At 69.2% G+C, this 24,308-nt stretch carries 22 protein-coding genes and 4 pseudogenes; 17 read left to right on the plus strand and 9 right to left on the minus strand.

Annotation, left to right across the window (positions count from 1 at the left end; all coding sequences use genetic code 11):
* Positions 1-87: 87 nt before the first annotated feature.
* A pseudogene (locus tag OG214_RS34400) lies at positions 88-674 on the plus strand (DUF5655 domain-containing protein); the annotation flags it as partial.
* Between the two features lie 221 nt (positions 675-895).
* On the opposite strand, the gene OG214_RS34405 reads toward OG214_RS34400, so the two are convergent.
* Together OG214_RS34405 and OG214_RS34410 are read right to left on the minus strand one after the other, a co-directional pair.
* Positions 896-1,159, minus strand: coding sequence for an RNaseH domain-containing protein (locus tag OG214_RS34405; protein ID WP_405987691.1), 264 nt, complete (start codon positions 1,157-1,159; stop codon positions 896-898).
* 804 nt (positions 1,160-1,963) lie between these two features.
* A complete protein-coding gene (locus tag OG214_RS34410) occupies positions 1,964-2,476 on the minus strand; it encodes a DUF3761 domain-containing protein (RefSeq protein ID WP_405986931.1) in 513 nt (170 codons plus the stop codon).
* Between the two features lie 414 nt (positions 2,477-2,890).
* Between OG214_RS34410 and OG214_RS34415 the strand changes: the two are divergent.
* From OG214_RS34415 to OG214_RS34430, 4 genes and pseudogenes are all read left to right on the plus strand, one after another.
* A pseudogene (locus OG214_RS34415) lies at positions 2,891-3,268 on the plus strand (energy-coupling factor transporter transmembrane protein EcfT); the annotation flags it as partial.
* The gene (locus OG214_RS34420) at positions 3,265-4,914 is read left to right on the plus strand and encodes an ABC transporter ATP-binding protein (RefSeq protein WP_405986932.1); all 1,650 of its coding nucleotides are present in this window, start codon (positions 3,265-3,267) and stop codon (positions 4,912-4,914) included. The pseudogene OG214_RS34415 and the gene OG214_RS34420, both read left to right, overlap by 4 nt.
* Positions 4,911-5,045 (plus strand): annotated as a pseudogene (locus OG214_RS34425) (ECF transporter S component); the annotation flags it as partial. The gene OG214_RS34420 and the pseudogene OG214_RS34425, both read left to right, overlap by 4 nt.
* A 407-nt stretch (positions 5,046-5,452) precedes the next feature.
* Positions 5,453-5,896 (plus strand): hypothetical protein, encoded by a 444-nt coding sequence (locus OG214_RS34430; protein WP_405986933.1) that lies wholly within the window; start codon positions 5,453-5,455, stop codon positions 5,894-5,896.
* 73 nt (positions 5,897-5,969) lie between these two features.
* On the opposite strand, the gene OG214_RS34435 is transcribed toward OG214_RS34430, so the two are convergent.
* Together OG214_RS34435 and OG214_RS34440 are read right to left on the minus strand one after the other, a co-directional pair.
* Complete coding sequence (locus OG214_RS34435) at positions 5,970-6,248, minus strand: hypothetical protein (protein ID WP_405986934.1); 279 nt, start codon at positions 6,246-6,248, stop codon at positions 5,970-5,972.
* Between the two features lie 261 nt (positions 6,249-6,509).
* A complete protein-coding gene (locus OG214_RS34440) occupies positions 6,510-7,505 on the minus strand; it encodes a hypothetical protein (RefSeq protein WP_405986935.1) in 996 nt (331 codons plus the stop codon).
* 177 nt (positions 7,506-7,682) lie between these two features.
* On the opposite strand from OG214_RS34440, the gene OG214_RS34445 reads away from it, so the two are divergent.
* Positions 7,683-7,970 carry a hypothetical protein gene (locus tag OG214_RS34445; protein ID WP_405986936.1) on the plus strand — a complete coding sequence of 96 codons (288 nt, stop codon included), beginning with the start codon at positions 7,683-7,685 and terminating at the stop codon, positions 7,968-7,970.
* Positions 7,971-8,025: 55 nt separating this feature from the next.
* Here OG214_RS34445 and OG214_RS34450 read toward each other — a convergent pair whose 3' ends face one another.
* Positions 8,026-8,496: a hypothetical protein gene (locus OG214_RS34450; protein WP_405986937.1), complete on the minus strand. Its 471-nt coding sequence runs from the start codon at positions 8,494-8,496 to the stop codon at positions 8,026-8,028.
* A gap of 318 nt (positions 8,497-8,814) precedes the next feature.
* On the opposite strand from OG214_RS34450, the gene OG214_RS34455 reads away from it, so the two are divergent.
* The 4 genes from OG214_RS34455 to OG214_RS34470 all read left to right on the plus strand — a co-directional run bounded on the left by OG214_RS34455 (position 8,815) and on the right by OG214_RS34470 (position 11,247).
* Positions 8,815-8,961 (plus strand): hypothetical protein, encoded by a 147-nt coding sequence (locus OG214_RS34455; RefSeq protein ID WP_405986938.1) that lies wholly within the window; start codon positions 8,815-8,817, stop codon positions 8,959-8,961.
* Positions 8,962-9,430: 469 nt separating this feature from the next.
* Positions 9,431-9,613, plus strand: coding sequence for a hypothetical protein (locus OG214_RS34460; RefSeq protein ID WP_405986939.1), 183 nt, complete (start codon positions 9,431-9,433; stop codon positions 9,611-9,613).
* A gap of 131 nt (positions 9,614-9,744) precedes the next feature.
* Positions 9,745-10,305 (plus strand): hypothetical protein, encoded by a 561-nt coding sequence (locus OG214_RS34465; RefSeq protein WP_405987692.1) that lies wholly within the window; start codon positions 9,745-9,747, stop codon positions 10,303-10,305.
* Between the two features lie 3 nt (positions 10,306-10,308).
* Positions 10,309-11,247 carry a DUF4231 domain-containing protein gene (locus tag OG214_RS34470; RefSeq protein WP_405986940.1) on the plus strand — a complete coding sequence of 313 codons (939 nt, stop codon included), beginning with the start codon at positions 10,309-10,311 and terminating at the stop codon, positions 11,245-11,247.
* A 112-nt stretch (positions 11,248-11,359) separates the two neighbouring features.
* On the opposite strand, the gene OG214_RS34475 is transcribed toward OG214_RS34470, so the two are convergent.
* Entirely contained in the window at positions 11,360-13,045 is a 1,686-nt protein-coding gene (locus OG214_RS34475; RefSeq protein ID WP_405986941.1) for a hypothetical protein, read from the minus strand.
* A gap of 254 nt (positions 13,046-13,299) precedes the next feature.
* On the opposite strand from OG214_RS34475, the gene OG214_RS34480 reads away from it, so the two are divergent.
* The 6 genes from OG214_RS34480 to OG214_RS34505 all read left to right on the plus strand — a co-directional run bounded on the left by OG214_RS34480 (position 13,300) and on the right by OG214_RS34505 (position 21,330).
* Positions 13,300-13,728, plus strand: a complete 429-nt coding sequence (locus tag OG214_RS34480; RefSeq protein WP_405986942.1) for a hypothetical protein — start codon at positions 13,300-13,302, stop codon at positions 13,726-13,728.
* Positions 13,729-13,903: 175 nt separating this feature from the next.
* Entirely contained in the window at positions 13,904-14,314 is a 411-nt protein-coding gene (locus OG214_RS34485) for an effector-associated constant component EACC1 (protein ID WP_405986943.1), read from the plus strand.
* On the plus strand, positions 14,311-18,672 hold the full coding sequence (locus OG214_RS34490; protein WP_405986944.1) for a caspase, EACC1-associated type: 4,362 nt from the start codon (positions 14,311-14,313) through the stop codon (positions 18,670-18,672). The genes OG214_RS34485 and OG214_RS34490 overlap by 4 nt, the downstream gene beginning before the upstream one ends.
* A gap of 416 nt (positions 18,673-19,088) precedes the next feature.
* Complete coding sequence (locus tag OG214_RS34495) at positions 19,089-19,319, plus strand: hypothetical protein (protein WP_405986945.1); 231 nt, start codon at positions 19,089-19,091, stop codon at positions 19,317-19,319.
* Between the two features lie 332 nt (positions 19,320-19,651).
* The gene (locus OG214_RS34500; protein ID WP_405986946.1) at positions 19,652-20,185 is read left to right on the plus strand and encodes a hypothetical protein; all 534 of its coding nucleotides are present in this window, start codon (positions 19,652-19,654) and stop codon (positions 20,183-20,185) included.
* Entirely contained in the window at positions 20,170-21,330 is a 1,161-nt protein-coding gene (locus tag OG214_RS34505; protein ID WP_405986947.1) for an IS701 family transposase, read from the plus strand. The genes OG214_RS34500 and OG214_RS34505 overlap by 16 nt, the downstream gene beginning before the upstream one ends.
* A gap of 172 nt (positions 21,331-21,502) precedes the next feature.
* Here OG214_RS34505 and OG214_RS34510 read toward each other — a convergent pair.
* Positions 21,503-22,323, minus strand: a pseudogene (locus OG214_RS34510) (IS5 family transposase).
* 109 nt (positions 22,324-22,432) lie between these two features.
* On the opposite strand from OG214_RS34510, the gene OG214_RS34515 reads away from it, so the two are divergent.
* Complete coding sequence (locus tag OG214_RS34515; RefSeq protein ID WP_405987693.1) at positions 22,433-23,347, plus strand: transposase family protein; 915 nt, start codon at positions 22,433-22,435, stop codon at positions 23,345-23,347.
* Between the two features lie 54 nt (positions 23,348-23,401).
* Here OG214_RS34515 and OG214_RS34520 read toward each other — a convergent pair whose 3' ends face one another.
* Both OG214_RS34520 and OG214_RS34525 read right to left on the minus strand, forming a co-directional pair.
* Positions 23,402-23,563, minus strand: a complete 162-nt coding sequence (locus OG214_RS34520; RefSeq protein WP_405986948.1) for a hypothetical protein — start codon at positions 23,561-23,563, stop codon at positions 23,402-23,404.
* 126 nt (positions 23,564-23,689) lie between these two features.
* A complete protein-coding gene (locus tag OG214_RS34525) occupies positions 23,690-24,178 on the minus strand; it encodes a transposase (protein WP_405986949.1) in 489 nt (162 codons plus the stop codon).
* Between the last annotated feature and the right edge of the window lie 130 nt (positions 24,179-24,308).

Below are 24,308 nucleotides of genomic sequence, written 5' to 3' on the forward strand. Positions count from 1 at the left end.
TGCTGACTTGGTGCTGACTACGCTGCGTTGAACTTCAGCATCTGGAATAAACCGGACGCCGGAGTAGTAGGTCCATTGCCGGCGGGTGAGCACTGGGTCCGCGACGGGCTCGGGGTGACGGCCGCGTCCCAGGTCCTGTGGACCGGCCCGCGCCTCATCTGCATCGCCGGCAACTTCACTCGCTACGACGTGTACGCATGCGCGAGCACCGGCGCTCGATCGACCTGGTCCGCTACCGGCTCCTTGGCAGCGACCTGCTCGGGCTTGAGACCGTGGCCTCCGTGAGCGGCGGCATGCAGGTAGCTCGCCGGGCACGGCGCCAGTCCGTTGCCCAGGCAGCGGTCGACGTCCAGGGCGCGGCGATGGCGGAGTTGGCGGGCGCGGTCGACGAGGCTCTGCTCGGGCTCGGGGACGGCGTGAACCGCGTGGAGCGCAAGATCTACCGGGCGTATCAGCGGCTGCGGAACTTCGCCTGCCTGTGCCCGCCGCAGCGGAGCAAGCTGCTGATCTACCTGAAGGTCAACCCGAAGGATGTCGACATCGTTCCGGGCTTCACCCGGGACGTATCCGGTCTCGGTCACCACGGGACGGGCGACCTGGAGGTCCAGCTCCGTACGCCGAGGGACGTGGAGCGGGCGCAGGAACTGTTCAGGGCGAGCTACGCGGCGGCGTGAACGGATACCGCTGCATCACCTGACGGGCTGCGCTTCGGGTCGTGTCTGGGGTCGTGGGCGGTTCCTTTCGAGGTCCAGACAGGGGGTGGCGGTGGTCTATCTATGGTCAGCGCGATCGCCGGTTTGGCCAACCGGTGATCCCGCGCCAACCACAGTCGCCGCTCTGTCGGCTGTCCAGGACCGCGTCTGGTCGGGCATCACTCCCGGCAACGCGCCTTCGGTTACTCGTCGGCGGCTTCGTCACCCTGCTCTTCGGGCGGCGCCGATCGCCGGTACTGAGGGTGGTCGAGGTCGAGTTGCTTGGCTGCGTGCAGTGGCACGGGATAGCGGGAGCGGTCGGACCAGGCGATGGTCTGGTGGCACAAGCGTGCGGTCGCCCGTGCGAGCATCGTCCGGTCGACTCCATCGGCCACAGCGACTGGGTAGATCTCGGTCGCTGTGACGGCCCACCACGGTGCCTTGAGGCGGCTTCCTGCCGTTCCTATGCCTTTGACCTGCTGCGCTGATTCCGGTTCCTCGCTTCGGTGAACGTCGAATGGAGCCGTGCGACGCGCGTGGACGCGCCGGCTCCGGGGTCATTGAACGCGCGCACTGGCAAACCGTACCTGCGGTCGGGCTATGCCCCGGCGACCATCAACCACGCGGTGTCGGTGCTGGCGGCGTTCTATGACCACCATCTGCAGACCGGGCAGGGCCCGTTGGTCTCCCCGGTGCCACCGCAGTCCCGTGACGGGCGCCGGCTGGAGGCGCATCACAACCCGTTGGAGCCGTTCCGGCTGCACCGTCGGGGCGCCTACCGGCAGAAGCAGGTCGACGTGAGCCGCGTGCGGTCCCCGACGATGTCGTCGAGGACCTGTTCACCTCGCTGTATCACGCCGGCCAGGTGCGCAGCCTGCTGCGCGAGTTCTACCCGGCGGCGCTGCTCGCGTGGAAGGACCTCCCGGGCGGCATCGTCCGCGCCGAGGCACGCGCACTGCTGACGCTCGCTCCCACCCCGGGGCAGGCTGCCGCCCTGAGCAAGCGGAAGATCGCGGACACGATCTCCGGGGCGGGACGCATCCGCCTGGTCAACACCCATCCCGAACGGCTCCGGTCGGTCTTGTCGCTTCTCTTGGGGTGGGACGGCGCGTGGGTTCGGGCGGCGCGATGCCTGTGCAGCTCAGCGATGTGCGCTTGCGGTCACTCGATGCACGACAAGTGTCGCAGTTCACGACTCCCGACAGCACTTGCTCGTTGTGACGGGAGGGGCCGGGTCCGTCCGGGGCAACGTTACTGAGAACGGGGGGCGCTCAGAAGTTCAGGATGGCCCAGGGCCTGGCGGGGGCGACGCCGCCGTGATGGGAACAGGCGCCCTGTCGGCCGATGGACGGGGATAGCCAGCCGTCGGCGCATCGGGCTGGCTCGGGCATCGTGACGCTCGCAACCGAGTCTGGGGCGTCGCGTATGTGTTTCGCCCTGTCTCGCTCCCGCTGGTTGAAGCAGTTTTGGTGGTTAAGGACTTCGCTTGCAGCTTGATTCGCTGCGGCCCATCGGTCGGAATAGGCGTCAGCCACCTCATCGGGTGCGGCGGTACCGCCCAGCTCTGCGATGCCCTCGATCACTTTTTGTTCCAGGTCTGCAGCCTCCAACTGGAGTTCGGTGACAGCAGGGTCAAAGGAGGAGACGAGTGGCACCCTGATCTCTCTGGCCTTCTCGTCCAGGCGGTTGGCCTGTTCCCGATGAGACTGGCATCCCTGCTCACGGTTGTAGTCCTGCAGGCTTGACCAAACCCATGTTCCCAGGCCGGCAAGTATGGCCAGCATGAATACGGAGCAGCAGCCAGATGTCCAGCGCCGCTCGCTCTTTTCAGCTCGTTTACGTGACTCGCGCTGCTGTTTTGCTCTCTGCGCGGCCTCTTGGGCCTTCTCCGCCTCCTTCGCTTCTTCCTGTGCGTGGGTAGCGCGTTCTTCGCCTGTCCTGTGGAAGCGGCATCCCTCGCCGATCTCGGGTGGCCGAGGGCACGGTGGGCCAAGGAGCGTGGGACGTCCGCAACGGGGCGGCGGCTCGTATGAATAGGGTGCACGGCCCTGATGCGGGGGCTTCTCAGGCCCTCCTCGACTCGCCATGGCTGCATTCTGCGGCCATGGCGTCTCCGCCTCAATGGCGCCGGGAGTCACGGTCAGCGGTTGAGGTGGGCCATCAGCTCGCGGTTGGCCGCCCGTGAAGCAGCGAGGTTCGGGCTGTGCGCCGGAGCCTACGGGCTGCTCGACGCCACGGCGCCCGCCTTCCTGGGCCTGCCCGCGATGGCGGCGGGAGCCGTGCTGTGTGTGGCGTGTCTGCGGCTGGGCGGGCGGCGCGTCACCCGTACCACCTACCGTCCGGACCCCTGGCGGCCGGCGGAGTGGGCGGTCGTCGGCAGCGGGGTGCTGTCCGCTGTCCTGCTCTTCACCAACCTCGGGTACGACCCGGCCCAGCTCAACCCCACTTTCTACCCGCTGACCTGGCCCGAGCTTCCGCTCGTACCGACCGCCGCGATCCTCCTCGCCGGAGCGGCCGGGCTCATCGCCCCTCCGCCCACCCCGCACCGGCCCGTCCGGAAAGCCGAGTCAGCGTGATCACCTTCGACCAGGTCACCGTCCACTACGACGACGCGGCAGGACCAGCCCTGGGCGATGTGGACCTCACGGTGGAGGAAGGTGAACTCTGCCTGGTCGTCGGTCACACGGGCGTTGGCAAGTCCACCCTCCTCGGCGCGGTGAACGGGCTCGTGCTGCACTTCACCGGCGGCACCCTGTACGGCCGTGTCACCGTCGACGGCCGCGACACCACCCACCACCCGCCCCGGGAACTCGCCGACGTTGTCGGAGTGGTCGGCCAGGACCCGATCGACGGTTTCGTCACCGACACCGTCGAGGAGGAACTCGCCTACGCCATGGAGCAGTTGGCGACCCCGTCGGGGACCATGCGCAAGCGGGTCGAGGAGACCCTGGATCTGCTCGGCCTCGCCGACCTGCGCCACCGCGCCCTGTACGAACTCTCCGGCGGCCAGCAGCAGCGCGTCGCCATCGGCTCCGTCCTCACCGCCCACCCCCGGGTACTGGTCCTGGACGAGCCCACCTCGGCCCTGGACCCGACGGCGGCCGAGGAGGTCCTCGCGGCGGTCACCCGCCTCGTACACGACCTCGGCGTCACCGTCCTCATGGCCGAACACCGCCTCGAACGGGTCGTCCAGTACGCCGACCGCGTCATCCACCTGCCCGGCGACGGCAGCGCCCAGATCGGGGCACCCGCCGACATCCTCCGTACTTCCGCGATCGCACTGCCCATCGTCGAACTGGGCCGGGCCGCCGGCTGGGCCCCGCTGCCCCTCTCGATCCGCGACGCGCGGCGGGCCGCCGCGCCCCTGCGCGCCCGGCTCGCCGGCCGGCTCCCGGCCCCAGTCCGCCGGCCCGTGACCGGCGACCTGCCGCTCCTGCTGACCGCGCGCGGTGTCACGGTCGCCTACCAGGGCGTCGCCGCGGTCCGGGAAGTGGACTTGGACCTGCGCGTGGGCGAGATCATCGCCCTGAAGGGCCGCAACGGCTCCCGAAAGTCCTCTCTCCTGTGGGCCTTCCAGGGCTCCGGCCCGCGCCGCGCCGGGACCGTAAAGGTGAGCGACACCTCCGGCGCGACGCACACCGATCCGCACCCCGTGCCCGCCGCCCCCGCCCGCCGACTGGTCGGCCTGGTCCCGCAGACCCCCGCCGACCTGCTCTACCTGGAGAGCGTCAAACAAGAACTCGACCAGGCGGACTCCGACTCGGACACACGGGAGAAAGCTCGTACGGTCCTGGACCGGCTCGCGCCCGGCATCGACGACGCCACCCACCCGCGCGACCTCTCGGAGGGGCAGAAGCTCGCCCTCGTCCTCGCCATCCAGCTCTCCGCCACGCCCCCCGTCATCCTCCTGGACGAACCGACCCGCGGCCTGGACTACCGGGCCAAGACGGAACTGATCCGGATCGTGGACACCCTCGCGGCCGAGGGCCGCGCCGGCGTCATCTCCACCCACGACGTCGAGTTCGCCGCGCGCGCCGCCGACCGCGTGGTCGTCATGGCCGAGGGTGACGTCGTCGCCGATGGGCCGACACCCGAAGTCATCACTTCCTCACCGGTGTTCGCATCGCAGGCCGCCAAAATCCTCGCACCCCTGACATTCCTGACGGTCGATCAGGTCATGGCGTCTGCAGCTCCGGCGGGCGAAGAGGGGGCGCTGTCGTGACCGCGCGCCCCGCCGCCGCCATCCGGCTGACCCCGCGCGTCGGCGTGGTCATGGCCCTCGCCGCCTTCCTCGGACTGGTCGCGTTCTTCTGGCCGTTCGTCGTGGCGCCGGGCACAAGTGGCGTAGATCACACTGGAATTGACCGTTCGTGCCATGTGGTCGATGTCCAGACCGCCAGGCGCGGTCAACGACGGCAGCGCGGTAGCGCCGGGACGCGACGCGCAGACCCCTTCCCAGGGACACCACGCTCCAGGCCCAGTGCGTAGGGAGTGTCCGCCGGTGACCAGTCATCGACCACGGTGCTGTTCATGCCGAGCATCATGACCGCATCGCCGGTCTGGTGCCCGTACATTTTACCGTCCCGCCGGGCGGCGAAGCTACGGATGCGACGGCAACGCCCGACTCCCGGCACCGTAGCTGGCCGGGGGGCGGGCGTTGCCGTCGCGGGTGGCTACCCGAGCCAGACGATACTGAGGACCGTTAGGCGGCGCAGCGGCCGGTTCACCCAGTAGGTGAGGGACAGTTGGCCGACGGGAGCGTGGCCAAAGTCCGAAACCGTGGTGAGGTACTGGGCTTCGGCGTACCGGTCGCGCTCTTCCTGCCCGGGGTCGCCTACCTCGGGATCACCAACGGCCACCAGTTCATCGCCAACGACTTCTTCGCCTTCATGTACTGCCTGGCCAGCGTCGGCTTCGCGTCGGTCCCGCTCATGGCGTGGCGCCGGGGCGGCGGCCGGTACGCCGACCCGGGCTTCGCACGCTCCGCCTGGTTCCCGTGGCTGTTCACGACCATGCAGGGCGTCGCCTATAGCTCCCCGCGCAGCGACGCGAGCGTCTTCCTGCTGGTCTTCGGCTGGGGAGCGTTCATCTACGCCGGGATGATCGGCCTGTACTTCCTCGCCCGCACGCTCTGGGGCACCGACGACGACCAGGCCGTGCCCGAGGTCGACGGCGACACCGTGCGGCCGGAGACCAGCGCCTGACTCTGCGCTGCTCACGCCGTCTGCTCCAGGCGGCGCGGCACAGCCGCTTCGCGGCCCGGCTTGGCGGCAGCGCCTACTGGTGGGTAGCCGGGATGGGTGCCCTGATACAGGCCGGAGCGGTCGCCTCTCGCCGCCGCTCCACCAGGTCCATCGCCTCCAGCCGATCTGCGATCTTCGATGCACCCGGCAGGCCGCACCCCAGCAGAGCCGCGATCGTCGTAGAGATACGGCCGCCCTGGCTGTCGACTGGCCCGTCGATCAGCCGGACCTCGCCCGTTGCCGAGGTGTCCAGGAGCAGCAGCAGGAACGCAAGCCGGTCTGTGGCCGCTCCGCGTCCGGTGCGCGTTTCCATACCCTGCTGGTGCAGCAGGTCCTGGCCGAACCGGCGTGGGATCGAGGCTGAGCGACGAGGACCGGCGTGGCCTGACCGCGCTGTTCTGGTCCAACGTCAACCCGTATGGCACCTTCCGCCTGGACATGAACAAGCACCTCGACCTGGGGCTCACAATGCCCCGCCCCCGCACCCCGGCCGATGCCGCCGACCGATCAAGCACGAAGACACGATGAAAGACTCCCAGGACCTCACCGACTCTCGGATGAACGAGGCCGCGAGTCAGGCGTTCTGGACCTGCTGAGCGCGGGCAGCGACCGTCGAGGCCAACTGCTCGAACTCCCTGGACCAGCCCGAATCGTCGGGCACCGGTTGGTATTCCAGCTCGACGAGGACGGTGCCGACGCGGAGCAGGGCGACGGCTGTCGTCTCGTCGAGGTCGATATTGTAGTGGGTGATCGCGGCACGCTGGTCGCCGAGCTCCGGGAAGGAGATCTCCCTCGCCTTATTGTTGTCGGCGACGCCCGACCGGGTTTCCTCGAAACCCTTCGCGGTCAGCGCCGCGCTGGAGCAGGACCACACCGTGAATTCGGCCCAGACCGTCCTCGTGTTGCCGTCGTTCCAGTTGTTCGTGCTGAAGCGTGCTTGGGCTCCTGAGCACCCGTTTTCCTCGTCCTTGCCAGCCGCGAGGGACCCGGATCTCTCCCAACCTGACGGCATGCTCGGCAGGTCTGGAACGACCCGCTTGACCTCGCTGACGTTCAGGGCTCGCACGGCATGGCGGGCGCTGTCGTCCTGCGACGACTCGGGGGAGTCGTCGACCATGATCAGCCGTGTGCCTCCGTACACGGCCAGCACGACCAGGGCCAGCAGCAGGGCGGCCACCAGAGCGATGACGGCCCGCCCGCCCCGGGTGTTGTTGATGGTCAGCGGGCCAAGGGCGATGGGACTGCGCGACACCTGGCTGCCGGTGATCAGCAGACTGCCCGTGGCGTTGGTTCCCGGTGCGGTCAGCTGCAGTTGCAGCTGACGCCGCAGTTCCGGGTCCGCCTCAATCTCCTCACGGACCACGGACCGGGCCGCGGCCTGTGCGGCCGGGTCCCCCGGAGCCTGGTTCAGTGTGTCCAGGGCCGCCCGCCCCCGCTCCGTTAAGGCCAGTCGGGTGTGTAAGGCATCGGCGACCGCGGTTCCGGCGCTCTGGCCGACCGCAGTCGCCACTCCGGTCGCCGTCGCGGTCATGACCGCGACGGCCATGGTCGCCAGTTCAGAAGTCTCCATCCGCTCCCCCCGGTTCCAATACACAGTGTCCTCAAGGCTCCGCGCCCTGATTTCAGTATCGCCATGCACGCGACATTCAGCGTGGTATTCGGACACCTTCCCGGAGCGTGGACCAGCCGCGCCCCCGCGCCCCACTTCCAAGAGGGCGGGCTGGCGATGTTTCATAGGCGGTCGCTCGTGAAACAGGCGATCACGCGGCGGTCCACCTGCGGCGATCATGTTTACGGCCTCGTGGCTGCGGTGCTCTCCGGCCGGTCACTGGTCGCCATGCTTCTGGCGCTCTACCGCGTCGCGAACACCTCGAGGCCGCACACAGAGGACATGGAGGAACTGGTTGCCTACGCGGACTGGGCCATGGCCTCACAGGTCTACGACGCGACCGCTCAGGTCCTCAGCCGGGCGTGCTCCGGGGAGGGGGACCCCATCGTGGTAACGATCGACAACCGGCTGCCCGCCCTGTCGTGACGGGCAGTCCCCCGCTGGCCGCCGCAGTCCGTCCCGCCTCCAGAGCACGGCCGCCTCATCCGAGCTGATGCGGCACGGGGGCGTCGTCTGTGTGAGGGCGTCTGCCGCGCTCGGCTCGCGCCCGGCACAGGGCGGCGGCCTCGGTCGCTGCGGCCCGGCGGCGGCGCTCGGCTCGGGTCACCTCGATCGGGGCCGGCTGGTCGTCCGGGGACATCTCCGGCTCGGGAAAGGCCCGGTGGCTCAGCGCGCGCAGTGCGGCGGTCTGCCGTTCCACCGCCCTCGCGGTCCCGGGGTCCAGCCGCCGCGCGGGGGCGACGGCCTGGTGCGCGGCGAGCGCCTGGTGGAAGCTGGGCGAGGCCATCTCACGCGTCTTCACCAGTGCCTCTGGGACCTCTGGTGCGGCCAGGGTCGCCGGGGCGACGTCGGCCGGACCGGGCGCGGGTACGGCGCCGGGCGGCAGGATCCGCAGGGCGTGCACGACGGTGCGGCCCGCTGCCTTGTTGGCGGCCACGTTGATCGTCAGCACTTGCGATCCCCGGTCGGCACCAGTCGTCGACCGCTGTGGGGCCGACGGCTGCGACTGGGTCCTTTGTTGGGAGATTCCCTCTGTCTTTGTGCACGCCTCGGTGTTGCCGCGTGTTTGTGCTTCGTTGCAGGTGGAGACCGTTCTTGACCCGCCCTCAGGCGAGCAGCGCCACCCAAAACTTGTGGTCCTTCCGGTCGGCGGGCGCTGACCCCACCTCTATGCTTGGGACGTTCCTTTGTGGCGTCTGCCTCGTGCTTCACCCGTTTGGTGAAGGCCCGGCAGCTAAGCCGGGCTATCTCGGACGCCACGGAGGCCCACATGGAAGGCACGAAGCCCGTCGATGACGGTGACGAAGGAGAAGCCAGGCGGCGCCAGGACCGGCGCGGGCTCGTCTGGCAGCTTCTGATCGACTGGTCACCGATACTCGCGGGCGTTGCCGACCTCGTGGTGCAGCACTTCTCCTGACGGAGATGTGTGGGCGGGTCGTAGCGCCGGGGCAGCAGTGAGCCCGGCCGATGCTTACACGACCGGGCTCACTGGCTGTATCCACGGGTGGAGGGCCCTGGACCTGGGGTGGAAGCCCGGGAAAGGGGCCCTCTGTTGGCTTTGTTAAGCGTCATCCCGCACCACGATCGTACGGGAAATCGCGGTGCGGTCTACAACCTGAGCTACAGACCCCGGTGGACATGAGCTCGTCTTTCTACATGGGCAAACCCCTGTCCGGCACACACGATGCCCTGGTACAGCGAACCCGAACCGGAATCCCGACGTCAGAAAGACACGGGACCGGCAGTCACCGGATCGGGTACGGTCGCGCCATACCTCTGCACGGGGCTCGCCCGTGCGAACGAACGCCGGCGGTCGGGCAGCTGCGGCGACCTCGCCAGGCGCCTGTGCTTGGGCGCCGGGCGACGTCTGGCTAGCCGCGATCAGTGTGCTCGCCGTCGTGATGGCGGTGCTCACGCCGCACGTCCTGCGCACCGAATCGACGTGGCAGGCCGCTGCCTGGTTGTTCATGCTCGCCGCCACGCTCACCGGCATCGCCGCACTCATCCGCGCGGAACTGCTGCTCCGCCGCCTCGAGCGACGGCCCGACAGCGACGTTCCCGGAACCTGATCCGCACGGTCGGACATGCGCCGAATCCCGTCGCCGGGCTGGCTGATCATCCCGCTGACACGACCTCGATCCCCGTGGCAGGGTGCGGTGATCGGATCAGCAGACGACAGGGAGCTCCCGTGGAAGCACGGATGTGGGACGGACTGGTCGGCGTCGCGAAGAAGACGTACACCGCCTCGCTGGGCGAGGGGACGGTGCCGCGCCCGCTCATGATGCCGCTGGTACGCGGCGAGCTGGTCGGGCTGGTCTGGGTCCGCCCGTTCAAGGTCGGCCAGGACGCGCTCGCCGGGATCGCGGAACTCGCGGACATCGCCGCGGCGGCCGGCGCGGACGAGGTCGTCCTCGCCTGGGAGACCCACGACGTCGCCACCGCCTGCGAGCTGCCGGTCGTCGGCCCGGCGCCGTGTCTGAACATGGTGCTCGCCAACCCAGGCGGGCACGTCCTGCACCAGTTTCCCTACAGCGAGCAGATCCTGTCTCGCAGCCCCGAGGGCCGGGCGTCGGTCGCCCCGGACTGGAGGACGGCCCCCGCGCCGCAGCCCGGCGGCGAACTGGTGCGGCCCATCCATGCCGCGGTGAACTTCTCCTTCACCGCCATCGAGCTGGACCACCCCGACCCGTTCGGCGTCACCGTCGTGCTGATGGAAGAGGACGGCTACCGCATCAGCCTGACCAAAGCGTTCGCCCGCTGAGCCGTGGCCCGCGACTTCGACGACGACGTGCCCCGCCGCATCCAGGACGCGGACGACCTGATCAACGCCCGCAAGCGGGACGAAGCCGAACGGATTCGCGCCCGCAAGCGGGACGCCGACGAACGGATCTACGTGGTGACCACCAACCTCGTCATCGACGCCCAGGAGAAGCTTGCCCGACGTCGGCGGCTGGACCGCATCTGGCGCGCCGGGGCGGCCGTCAGCTGGGCGTCCGTACTCACCGCCGTCATCGGCACCGGCATCGCCTCGCTCACCACGGGCGACCCGGGACGGTTCGTTCTGGGTGACCTGATCTGCGGAAGCCTGCTCCTGATGTCCCTGCTGGCGCTGGTCGCAGTCCACTTCGCCGGGCGGGACGTGCCCACCCTCCAGCGCCTGGAGGCGCAGCTCGCCTCCGCGCAGGAGTCGCTGTGGAAGCAGAAGGTTACGAGCAACCCGGACCTGGACGACCGGCGCAAGCTGTACCGCGAGGAAGTCACGACCGCGATCGAGCAGTACCAGACCGACAGCCGCAAGTACCGGCGCATCCACAACAGCCTGCAGACCCTCATCATGATCGGCTCCGCCGCCACGACCACGATCGCGGCCCTGGACACCGGCAAGGAGCTGACCTGGCAGAGCGTCACCCTGACCGGCATCAGCTTCGCGATCACGGTGGCCGCGATGTTCACCGGCTACTACAAGTTCCGCGAGCGCAGCTACTTCCTCCAGCAGACCGCCGACTCCATCGAGGAGGAGGCCAACGCCGTCCGGCTCGGCATCGGCCCGTACAGCGAGTACGGGCGCAACCAGGAAGGCGAGGCGCTGAAGCTGTTCACCCAGCGCGTCGAACAGCACCGCAACGAGCAGCGGCGCCGCCAGCAGCAGCTGGACCAGCCCGCCGATCAGGCCACGCCCTCCAGCCAGCCGCCCGCGGCCTGACGGCGAGACGTCTACCGGCGTCGGCGACCGCGGCCCTCGATGTGACGGTTGAGGATGTCCCGCCACGCCTGGTGGGATCCGGCGGGCAGAGCGCACTCGGCACCCAGCTTGGCTATGAGTGAGCCTTCTTCAATCGGGTGTATTCCTTGGCCAGTTCGACCCGTGAGCGGTGCGGGCCACCCAACGTGTTGCACCGCTGCTCGGGTTCCTGGCCGCAGTCGGGGCAGGTCACCTCGTACACCCGCCACGGCCGCCGCGACCGTTGCTGTTCCCTGCGTTCGTCGATGATCGGCTTCAGCCGCTCGTCGTGCGGCACCCGCCGCGTCTCACCGGGCATGGTGTCGACGGCGCATTGCTGGCCGCTGCTCGCCCCGCAGCGCGGGCAGCGCCTCTCCAGCCACCTCTTCCGGGTAACTTGCCGATGGAGCTGTGGAAGCCGCTTCCCTTGTCCGGGCTGGAGAGGGCCTGCGGTGTGACGTACCCGCTCCCTCCATGCCTCGACCTTTGCCTGACGATGCGGCCCGATACTGCCGGCCTCGCTCGCTGCCCGAAGCAGCTCACGGACCTTGATCCGCAGTACGTCCGGGTCCGGGTCGGGGGGAAGTTGGTCAAGGTCGTCGAGGAGGGTGTTCAGGCGCTTGCTCCTGGCCGCCGCGATGACGGTGAGGTAGCCGTCAGCCGCGTCGATCACGCGGCTCTCCTCCTCGGAACAGGCGTCTTTGGCGGCCGTCTTGGCATGCCGCAACAGTTTCTTGACCTTCCCGGCCCGCTTCTCGGCCACCGCCTGTTCCAGGCTAGCGAACAGCCCCCTGCGGGCCCCGACTTCTTTCTCGATCCAGAGGAGGCCGGAGCGCAGGGCGGCATCCAGCTGCTCCTGCAGCCGCGGGCTCACACCAGCGAGTTCCGGCATCTCGCGGCACACCGATTCAGCCAGAGCGATGGACTCGGTCCGGCGGGCGTAGAGCAGCTTGCGCAGCAGCTCCCGCGCCCGGGTGTCCTGTGCCGTGTCCGTGTTCTGCCCCGGCGTCCACTTCGTGGGCGCCGCCGCGCTGCGGGCCTGGATGATCCGCTGGACCGCCGGCGTCGACAGCCCGCGCTCCGTCACCTCGCACTCCTCCAGGGCGAACCACTCGGTGGGCCGCGCGAAGGCCTCGGTACCGATCCGCACCCGCCTGCTCGTGCCCTCGCTGTCCAGGCGGATCCGGTGCACGTACCAACGCCGGATCAGCGTGTCCCGGTCGACCGGGACGCCCAGGCTGAGCACCGGCTCCAGGCCGTCGTCCCACACCGGCGCCACCGCCTGGTCCAGGTACACCCGCAGCGCGCCGCGCGGCCAGCGGATGTTGACGACGGAGCCGAGCGGCGCCCCGGCCGAGCCGGTGTACTCGAAGCTCGCCTGCTCGCCGTGGCCAGCGAGCCAGGCTGCGGCCCCCGACCGCACGTACAGGTGATCCGCGCTGTTCACGCCGCGGGCGCGGCGCCCGCACTCGTGCGGCAGCCCGTCCGGAGCCGGGTGATGGGCGAAATGACAGGCGCGGTCCGTGTACAACTTCGTGGTCAACTGACCACCGCAGCCACCGAGCAAAGTCCCGCACCAGAAGGTCTCGCCCTCATAGCGGTGGCGGAACACGTCCAACTCGATGGCCTCCATCGGCAGCATCAGCGGCTCCTCCGAGTCTGTATCGCCCAGGACCGCCGTCTGAATCTGCCGCCTGTCACCACGCACGAGCCCACGCCCTTCGTCCCAAGTCATCGTGCCACCTTGAACGTTGGCTTCACAGACGATCGACGTGTTCACGGCGTCGTACGCAGCGGGGCAGGGTCGACAGCAATGGCCGACCGTGCCAGCCTCCCGGGCAGCACGCTTCGCCTGAGACGCCGCAGCGCAAGAGCCCGGGCGGCCTCAGGTTCGCGGCGCCGCTGGGCGCGGGCAATCTCGGTGGAGGCCAGCGCCCAGCCGGCCCCGCCTCCTGGCTGTTCCCGACGATCGGCGGATCCGGCTGGGCGCGGCCGGTACGGTGCCGGGCGAGACGTCGACAGCAGGGGGAGAGCGTGGCGAAGATCCGAGACCGTGGCGAGGTGCTGCGCTTCGGCCTGGCGGCCGCGCTCTTCCTGCCCGGGGCCGCCTACCTCGGGATCACCAACGGCCACCGGTTCATCGCCATCGACTTCTTCGCCTTCATGTACTGCCTGGCCAGTGTCGGCTTCGCGTCGGTCCCGCTGATGTCCTGGCGCCGGGGCGGCGGCCGTTACGCCGACCCGGGCTTCGTCCGCTCCGCCTGCTTCCCGTGGCTGTTCACCACAGGGCAGGGCGTCGCCTACAGCGCTCCGCGCGGCGATGCGAACGTCTTCCTGCTGCTCTTCGGCTGGGGCGCGTTCGTCTACGCCGGTATGGTCGGCCTGTACTTCCTCGCCCGCGCGCTCTGGGGCACCGTGCCCGAGGTCGACAACGACACCGTACGGCCGGAGACAAGCGTCTGACCCCGCGCGGGTGCCGATCAGCCGGTCACATGCACGGTGACGTACAGGTCTCCGGGCGCTCCGCCGTGCTTTCCCCGGTGCGCCACACCGGTGGGGCTAAGAAATGCGCCAGGCGATGGCGAGAACCGGCGGAATTCTCCCGCCCGTTGCTCTCCGGCGGGTAGGTTGCGGTGTCATGAGCACTGTCGTCACTGTCCGGGCCGTTGTCTCCGGTGCCGCCCATGATCTGCGCCGCTGGCTGGCGGCCGAGGACAGCCTCCGAGGCAGAATCCGACTGGCCGACACGCGTCCTGCAAATGGTGCCATGGGTGCGGTGAGCGACGTGCTCGTCGCCGTTCTGGAGCCCGGTGGTGTGGCCGCGGTGTTCGCGGGAGGGGTGGTGGCCTGGTTGCAGGCCCGCCGCGGGGATCAGACCGTGACCCTCACCCGCCCCGACGGCACCCGGATCACCATCGAGTCAACCCAGGTCAGGGGGTTGAACGGCGAGCAGGCGATGGCGCTGGCCGAGCGGTTGTCGCAGGAGCTGACGGCGGCCGATCCCGAACGCCGCGTCGATTCGGACGAGTCGGCCCAAGACGTCTCGTGAGGACCGTCGGGGCGCTGTCGGCGGCGGGGACCCGGGCGGTACTCATGGGAACGGGCCGCTACGCGCCCGGCTCGACCTTGCCCGACCTCCCTTCCGTGGACACCACCCTCGACGCCCTGGAACGGGCGCTGGTGGACGTCTGCGGAATGGCGGCGGAGCGGGTGCACCGGATACCGGCCGACGCCGGCCCCGCGGAAGCCATCGCCGCCGTGGAGCAGGCGTGCGCGGACGTGCCGGGGACGGTGCTCCTTTACTTCGTAGGACACGGCCTGCTGGGGCCCCGGGACGAGTTGTATCTCGCCACGGGGCTGAGCATGTCCGCCGACTCGGTCTCCGCGGCCGTGCCGTACCGCACGCTGAGGGACCTGTTGGGGGAGTCCGGGTCGGGCGCCGCCGTCGTACTCGACTGCTGCTTCTCGGGCCGCGCCGACTCCCCCCGCGGCCGTGCCGACAGCGGGTTCACCCCGTACCGCCCGGACGGGAGCTTCCTGCTCAGCTCGGCCTCCCATTACGCGCTCTCCTTCGCCCCGGACGGCAAGCCGTACACCCGGTTCAGCGGGGCGCTCTTGGAGCTGCTTGAGGAGGGCGACCCCAACGGCCCGCTGTGGCTGACGATGGACCACCTGTACGCGGCGCTGGCGCGCGAGGCAGACCCGGGCACGCGGCCACGGCGGCAGAGCGACGGTTCCCTGGGCGCGCTGGTCGTCGCCCGTAACCGCGCCTACCGCGGCAATACGGCTCCCGAGGCTGTTCCGCCCGCAGACGTGCCCTGCCCCTACCCGGGCCTTGAGGCGTTCCGCGCCCAGGACAGCGACGACTTCCACGGCCGCGAGGATCTGACCCGCGATCTCCTCGACGCCGTCTGCCGTACGGACCGGAACACCCCCGTGGTCCTCGTCGGGGCCTCGGGCGTGGGCAAGTCCTCGTTGCTCAGGGCCGGTCTGATCGCCGGTCTCGAACAGCGCCGCGCCGAGGGGCGTGACAAGGGCCGCTGGCCCGCCCTGCTCCTGGCCAACCCCGGCGCCCACCCCCTGCGCGCGCTCGCGGACCTGTGGGCGCGGGCGACAGGAGGAGACGGCGAAGCCACCCTCAGGACGCTGGAACGCGGTTCCTTCCCCGAGCCGCTACCGGGGCGGCGTGCTCCCGGTGTCCTCGTCGTCGACCAGTTCGAGGAGGTCTTCACCCGCTGCCAGGACGCCCCAGAACGCGTGCGGTTCCTCGACCTGGTGACCGGTTCCGGCCCCGGCCCGCGCGTCGTCCTGGGGCTGCGAGCCGACCACTACGGCAGCGCGCTCACCCACCCCCCGCTCGCGGCGGCGCTCGGCCGAGGCCAGCTGCCGGTGCCTCCGCTGCGGGACGACGCTCTGCGGTCCGCGATCGAGGCCCCGGCCGCGGGGACGGGCCTTCGCCTGGAGGCCGGGCTCGCCGACCGGCTCCTGCACGACCTCAAGCAGGGGCACGGCGACGGGCACCAAGGAGCGGTGGCCGCCCTGCCGTTCCTCGCCCACGCCCTACGGGAGACCTGGCTGCGGCGCAGCGGCACCGTCCTCACCCTGGCCGGCTACCAGGCCACCGGGGGCATCTGGGACTCGGTCGCGACGACCGCCGAGCGCGTCTACCAGTCGCTGGACACGGCGGAGCGCGGGATACTCCGCGCGCTGTTGCTGCGTCTGGTGTACCTCGCACCGGACGGCGCGGAGCCGGTGACGCGCCGTGAGGCGGGCAATGACGAACTCCTCGACGGGTTCGCGGCCCCCCGGCGGCGCCGCGCCGCTGCCATCCTGGAGCGCCTTGCCGAGGCGCGTCTGGTGACCGTGGACCAGGCGGACACGTCGATCAGCCATGAGGCGCTGCTGCGGGCCTGGCCCAGGTTGCGCCGCTGGACCGAGGAGGACCGCGCCCGGCTTCTGCTCCGGCAGCAGCTGCAAGAGGACGCGGAAGCCTGGGAGGCAGCCGGGCGCGACCCCGCGTACCTCTACCGCGGCACCCGGCTCGCGGGGATGGACACCGGCCTGACGGAGGGGACTCCCCGTTCGCCGCTGCGCGAACGCGAACGGGAGTTCCTGGAGGCCGCGAGGTCGGCGGAGCGCGACGAGCGCGACCGGGAGCTGCGGCGCACTTGCCGCCTCAAGCTGGCCCTGACCGGGGTGGCCGGGGGCCTTTGCCTCGCTCTCGCGGCCGGCGGCCTGGCGTTCCAGCAGCGCACCACCGCCACGCACCAGCGGACGCTTGCGAACATCCGGTCGCTGACCGCTGCCGCCCAGAACCTGCGGGAGACGCAACCGGCCACGGCGCTGCGACTGGCACTCGCCGCCCATCGCGCACAGCCCTCGTCCGACACCCGTGCTGCGCTGTTCGACACGCTGCGCCACACCAGGCTCCGGGCGACGGCGCGTCTGCCACGGCCGGAGCAGTCCTCCCACGCCAAGGCGGAGGACGCGCGCTGGGCCATCAGCTCCGACGGCACCATGCTGGCCGGAGCCGACCGAGGACGACTCGCCGTGTGGAGGATCGGGCAGGACGCCACCCTCACCCGGCTCACCGGCCCCGACGGAGGCTGCGCCGCCGCTTTGGGGAGCGTCGCGTTCAGCGGTGACGGCACGGTCCTGGCCGCCCAGTGCGGCACCCGCGCGATACAGCTGTGGCGGGTGGACCGTTCGCGACTGCGCCCGAAGGGCGAGGTGCCCTACGACGCCGACTCGCAGAGTGTGTCGCTGGCGCTCGACCCCGAGGCGACACTGCTTGCCGCAGGGGGCGGCAAGGGGGTCACCCTGTGGCGCCTGACGGACACGGAGGCGGGCAGCGTGCACCAGACGGACACGGAACCCATCACCTCGCTGGCCTTCAGCCCGGACGGCGAGGTGCTTGTGGCGGGCGTACAACCGAATAGGCTGGACAATCAGTCGCTGACACGGCCGGGTTACGGCTGGAAGGTCAAGGTGGCGGACCTGAGCCACTCGACGTCGTTCCGACTCGGACCCACCAGCGGACCTGCGGCAGTCACCCCGGACGGCCGGACGCTGCTCAAGGCGTTCGAAGGAATACTGAGCGTGGGAGCCATGCCCCACCCGGACGCGAGCACGGGCGTCTTCGAAACTGCGGCCCACTCCCGGCCGATCACCGCGATGGCTGTCAGCCACGACGGCAAGGCCGCGGCCACCGGAGGCGCGGACGGCACGCTCGCGCTGTGGAACATATCGCCTGGCACCCCGGCGCGGCTGGCGTCACTGAGCCTGCACGAGAACGCCGTCACCGCGCTCGCCTTCTCCGCTGACGACGCCACACTCGTCTCCGCCGACGCGACCTCCATCGCCCGCTGGGCCACCAAGGAGAGCGCGGAACCCACTGCACTACGAAGCCTGGACGACCAGCCGGAGATCAGAGCGGTGGCCTACGCCCCCGACGGTGACACTCTGCTCACCGGCGGCGCGGACGGCACCCTGATGGTGCGCGACCGCGACGGCGACATCCGCCAGACGCTGCCGAAGGCCCACGCGACGCGCATCGCGGTAAGCCCGGACGGTAAGACTGCGGCGACCTGCGGCAACATGGACTGCGTACTGTGGCGCCTGGCGAAAGGGCGGCTGACGAAGGCGGCCACCCTACCTACGGGCGAACAGGCAGAGGCGTCGCACCTGCTGTTCATCCCGAACTCCCACACACTGGTGGCGGCAGGCGCCGCGAAGTCCGCGATGGGAATCGAGCCGGATTCGCGGTGGAGCAAGGCATGGAACACACAGGACCCGGACCATCCACGGGAACAGTCCGCCGACCTGCTCCGCGACACCACTTCCGTCAGCCGGGACGGCGGCGTCGTCGTGGCCGGCACATCGTTGCGCGGCCCGGGAAGCGAGTCCGACGACCTGGGCAGCCTCATGGGCCTGGGCCCCAAGACGGTCAGCCCCGCCGGCACCACACTCGCCTCTAGCGATTTCACCCGCAGCGCCCTGCGGATGTGGGACATCAGCCGTCCCGGCGCGCCCCGGCAAATCAGTGATCAACCGCTACAGCCCCCCACGACCGTGGCGGTACGCCACGTATTCCACCCGAGCGGAGACCTGCTGACCGTACAGCGGGCCGAGGGCCTCGCCACGCTCTACGACGTGGGCGATCCCCGCTGGCCCCGTCCCCTCGCCATCCTCTCCTACCTCCTCGCGGACATCGCCTTCAGCGCCGATGGACACCGGGTCGCCGTCACCAACAAGGGCGGCGGCGTGGACATCCTCGGCATCGGCCATCTGGCCGCGATCAGCCATGACCCGATCGGGCTGGCCTGCGACCTGGCGGGAGGCGAGCTGAGCGACGAAGAACGCGACCGGTACGCCCCCGGACTGCCCAAGGAGCCCCTCTGCTCCTGAACCTGACCCGCAACCAGCCTCTGCCTGCCCTGCCCTGCCCTGCCCTGCCGGGGATCGTGACGTTCCAGGGCGCCGACACGAACCGTGCCGGTGACCTTGCTCAACAACAGCCTCCCGACGGGCGTCCAGCGCCGCGGCGATCTGCGCCTGACTCAGGCCCGACGCCTCACGCAGACGCCTACGCTCTGCGGGGACTGGCAGGACGACGATGACGGCGAGCAGTACGGCCACGTTGATCGTCAACACTTGCCCTGCCCCCCAGTCAGCACCAGCCGTCCCCGCCCGACCGCGGAGACGGATATCCCGCACCCCCGTGTAGCCCGAACGGCCCAGCCGCGCGCCTCAGTTACTGATTGTTGACGCAAAGTGATCGTCGGGCTTGATCATCAGACCCTGGAAGGCCGCACGAGGGGGCAGTGGGGTCGCAGGGGGCTCCCGCTGTCGGCGACCAGTCGGCCCATGTGGACGCCCACAGGCCGGTCGCCGCCGACTTCGTGGCGGACAGGTTCGCCAACGCTCGGATCAACGATGAGCGGATCGTCAAGAAGGACGTGACGCGGGTTCTCGTCGATCGCGAGCGCGGCGCCGTCGTTGCCGAGGGCACGGCAGACGACTGGGCCCCGGACGGTTCGGAACCCACAGGATAATCACGGTTGATCTATGATGACTTACCCATTTTCGGCAGTGGTGGATGGCGGACGGCACTGAAGATTTCAGTACCGCAAGATTCATTTCAGTGAAGATTTCAGTAGCGCACGAAAGACTTCAGCGCGGCCACTGGCCCCGCCTCGGTCACCCTCATTCGCGTCGGCCGCACGGCCCGTGAAGCCGTCCGCGAAGTCACCAGCCTGCTCATAGGTGCCGGAGCGGCCGCCTCGCTGTGACCGCCCTGTTCACAGGTTGCACACAGCTCCCCTTTGTCAGTGGCACCAGCGACAATTCCTTCCGACAGCGCTGTGGGGCAGGGGGATGCGCGAGCATGCAGACAGATGACTTTTTCCTTGGCAGACCCGATGAGCACGTGTACTGGCCTGACTGCAGGCCGGGTGAATGGGTGTGCCACCTGTGGGAGCTGGATGTCGAGCTGATGGAGTCTTTGCGGTTTGGTCCCCTGCCTGCCCACCCGGACCTGGGCGTAGCCGTCGCGCTGACCCGGTTGCTGCACGAGGACTTCGTCGCCAGGGGCACACGCCACGACGAACGCATGAATGACGAGGAAGTCGTCCTCGCCGTGAAAGCGCACCGGGCGGTTCTCGAGCGCTTGGGTCTGGAGCCGCCGCAGCTGCCGTTCCGCCACCACAGCGGCTTCTACGACTACTGGCGCAAGAATGACATGTCTGGAGGCGGCGGCTGGCAGGCGCGGCGCGAGTGCATCGAAGGGCTGCTGGGGCCGACCCGGCAGGCCCTGGAGGATCTGCAGGAGGTCGAGTACGAGCGACGCTTTAGTACTGCAACGACACTCCGTGACGTGGTGTGTGCGGCGTCGTTGATTACTTCGTGGCGGAAGAGATAGCTGACGGGTGGTCAGATAGCTTCGGTGGTTTCGTGGCGCGGTTTGCGGGCCGGTTCGGGCGGGTGGAGCCGAGGCGGCGGATGGTGTCCTACCTGCGGGGACTGCTCAGCGAGGCGAAACGCAAGAACGGCTGGACCCTGGCTGAGGCCGCCGGTGACACCGGCCCTCAGGGCATGCAGCGGCTGCTGAACCACTACCTGTGGGACGCTGATGCCCTGCGTGACGACGTTCGTGAAGCGGTCGTGGAGCATATCGGAGATCCGGAGCGGGGGATTCTGATCCTCGACGAGACGGGTTTTCTGAAGAAAGGGGTGCGGTCGGCGGGTGTGGCCCGGCAGTACTCGGGAACGGCCGGCCGGATCGAGAATTCCCAGATCGGGGTGTTCCTGGCCTACGGTTCCGACCGGGGGCGGGCGCTGATCGACCGTGAGCTGTATCTCCCAAAGGACTGGACATCGGACCGCGAGCGCTGCCGAGCTGCCGGTATCGGTGACGATGTCGAGTTCGCCACCAAGCCAGACATGGGCCTGCGCATACTGAAGCGTGCCGTCGAATCGGGGATCCCGTTCGGGTGGGTAACCGCTGATGAACTCTACGGCCAGACCAGCCGGATCCGGCTGTGGCTGGAAGAACACGACATCGCTCATGTCCTCGCCGTCCCGAAATCGCAGATGGTCATGACCATGGAATTCTTCGGCCAGGCCCGCGCGCACAAGCTGGTCGGTGAGCTCCCCGACGACGCATGGACGCGTATGAGCTGCGGTGACGGTGCCCATGGCCCGCGCGAGTACGACTGGGTGGCGGCCCCGATCCGGCCCTGGCGGCGAGAAGGCCGGGACCATTGGTTGCTGGCACGGCGAAGCCTCATGGATCCCGCGGACATCGCCTACTACATCTGTTTCTGTCCGGCCGGGACCTCCTTGGAGGAACTCGCGCGGATCGCAGGGTCCCGGTGGATGGTCGAGGAATGTTTCCAGACCGCGAAAAACGAAACCGGGATTGATCATTACCAGGTCCGCGGCTACCCCGCGTGGTACCGGCACATAACACTGTCCATGGCCGCCCTCGCCTTCCTCGCTATTCTGCGAGCAGAGGCAAAAAAGGGGATCCGGATACCGGCAGCGGTCGATATTTCATACCCGTGACCATGAACGAGGCCCGGCGGCTCTTCAACCGCGCCTCCTCTCCCATCCGCCAAAGCTTCCAGCACGCACTCGCCTGGTCACGGTGGCGAAGAAGAAGCCAGGCACGAGCCCGCATCAGCCACTACAAACGCAGAGGCCATCACGGAGTGTCGTTGCAGTATTAGACCGTGTCCTATGTGGTGAGTTTGATGAGTCGTTTGTAGCAACAGAGTGCTGCGGCGAGGCCGAGGAAGGCCAGGTAGTTGCGGGGGTGGCGTTCGTAGCGGTGGTTGAGTCTGCGGTAGCCGGTCAGCCAGGACATGGTCCGCTCGATGACCCATCTTCGGCGTCCTCATCGTTCGCGGGATTCGATGCCTTTGCGGGCGATGCGGACGCCGATGCGTTTACCGCTAAGCCATTTCCGCAGGTCAGGGACATCGTATGCTTTGTCGGCGTGGAGTTTGCCGGGCTTGTAGTGCCAGCCGTTCTCGGGGTCGTGTCTCGTTTGGAGACCGGCCACCATGGGTTTCAGTCCGTGGCTGTCGTGGGTGCTGGCCGCGGAGACGCCGACGACCAGGGGCAGTCCGGCCGCGTCTGACAGGACGTGCATCTTGGAACCCGGTTTGCCCCGGTCCACGGGCGACGGGCCTGTGAGTTCGCCCCCCTTTTTTTGGCCCGCACGTGCGCGGAGTCGAGGACCACGCGGGAGAGGTCGAGCAGGCCGCACTCGTCGATGCGGTCGATGACGGCCTCGTGCAGCCGCCCCCAGACGCCGGCCCTGGACCAGATCGTGAACCGCCGGTGAGCGGTCGACTTCGAGATCCCGAAGCACGGCGGCAGCGCCCGCCAGGCACACCCGCTCACCAGCACATAGATGATCGCTGCGAACAGCGTCTCATCAGGCGTGTCCTGTGTCCCGCCTCCCTGCGGCCGCACCTTCGGCGGCGGGATCAGCGGCTCCGCGATCTCCCACAGCCCATCCGGAACAATCCAACTCCACGTACCCCGCCCCATGCCAAGCCCAACGAGCCATCCCCACATAGGACACGGTCTTAACGAGTTGGTGCGTGATAGCGGGTGGGGTGTCGTTGCAGGTGGGTGGCATGATCCATGTGTGGCGATCATGGTCAATCGAGCGGTGCTGGCACATCGGCTGTTCACGGGAGTCTCTCGGCGTCATCTCGCCCGCCTGGCCGAGGAATTGGCAGTGCCGTGGCAGGTCGGCGTCGAGGGCCGCCGCCATGCGGCACGAGGTGGGGCCAGGAAGCGGGCCGCAGGAGCCGGCGCCCGTCACCAGCTGGTGTTCGTCGACCGGCTGGTGGCCACGCTGATCCATCTGCGGCACGACCTGCCGCATTCGGTGCTGGGCCTGCTGTTCGGCGTCGACCGCTCCACCGTCACCCGCGCGGTCGCGGAGATACGTGCGCTCCTGGCCGAGCGGGGATGCGCGGTCCCCGACCGCCCCGGTCTGCGATTACGGACGCTGGCGGACGTGTTCGCCTACGCCCAGGCCGAGGGTATCGAGCTGCGCCTGGACGCCACCGAGATCCAGGTCCGCAGGCCACCGGCCGGACGTGGTGGCCGGCGCGCGTTCGTCTCGGGGAAGAAGAAGCAGAACACGATGAAGGCCACGGTCGTCGCCGACCGGCGTGGCCGCACGTTATGGACCGATGCCCTGCGGCCTGGACGTATGCACGATGCCACGGCCGCCCGCAACGAGGGCATCGCCGTGTGCTTCCAGCACTTCCCCGACGTCGAGGTACTCCTGGACGACGGCTACCCGGGTCTGAGCCGCGACCACCGCGGGCAAGCGATCACACCGCCCAGAAAACCGCGTCCGGGAGCACTGCCCGGCAGAGTCGAACAGTGGGAGCGTGACCGCCACCGGCACTCCTCCGACCGCATCACCGTCGAGCATGCCCTCGCTGATCACAAACGCTGGAAGCAACTGATGCGCTGGACCCACCGCCGCGACCGCCTGCCCGACACCTACCGCGCCATCGCCAGCCTCGTCTCCGACCGTACCTTCAACGCCTGAAAACAGGTCACGACCAGGCGAAACACGGCCCACCCGCTATCACGCACCAACTCGTTAAATGCCGGCACCCTGCAGATCACGTAGGAAGGCACCAGCTCCCTCGACCGGCTCCCCGGTCGGGTCGATGAGCTGGTACGGCTCCCACGGATCATCCATGGCCAGCAGTTCGCCGACCAGCGGGACGGAAAGGGCCGCCAGGTCTCGTGATACCTCCATGGCTGACTCAACGACGCCTCGGCACAAGGTCACTGACCGGAAAACTCCACGGTGAGACGGGTACGGCGAGGTAGCCCCTGGTCGGTGGCGTCGAGGGGCTGCTTGCGGGGGCTTTGTCGGGTTGGATCAGGCGGTGGCCGGGGTGAGGGTGACGTCGTGGCCGAGGGCGGTGAGTTGGCGGACGAGGTCGCGGGTCTTGCGGGTGGGGTCGAGGTTGCGGGTGTGGAAGTCGGCTCCGAGGTCGCGGTAGCGGGCGGTGGGGTCGCTCATGAGGTGCCAGACGGAGACCAGGATGGAGCGGGCGACGGCGACCAGGGCTTTCATGTGGCCGCGGCGTTTGACGATGCGGCGGTAGCGGGCGCCGAGGAAGGTGTCGGTGCGGGCGGCGGAGATCGCGGCCTCGCCGAGGGCCCCGCGGAGCCAGGAATTGCCCTTGCCGGTGGGCCCGTCGGTGTTCTTGCCGCCGGACTGGATGGTGCGTGGGGAGAGTTTCGCCCAGGAGACCAGGTGCCCGGCGGTGGGGAAGACGCTCATATCCAGGCCGGTCTCGGTGACCCGCTGCCAGGTCGAACGCCAGGGCGGTAGTGGCTGTGCGGGCGACGAGTTGTGCAACACCCACCTCCCGTGGCACGGGGGCCGGTCGGCCGCGTCGAGTGGACTGAACGTGATGTTCCGGACCACGTGGTGCGCATGGGCCGGGAAGCCCCCGCCCGTGGGGAGCGGGAGCCCAGTCCGTCGATCGCCG

The sequence above is a fragment of the Streptomyces sp. NBC_00872 genome (genome assembly GCF_045161915.1).
GTDB lineage: Bacteria > Actinomycetota > Actinomycetes > Streptomycetales > Streptomycetaceae > Streptomyces.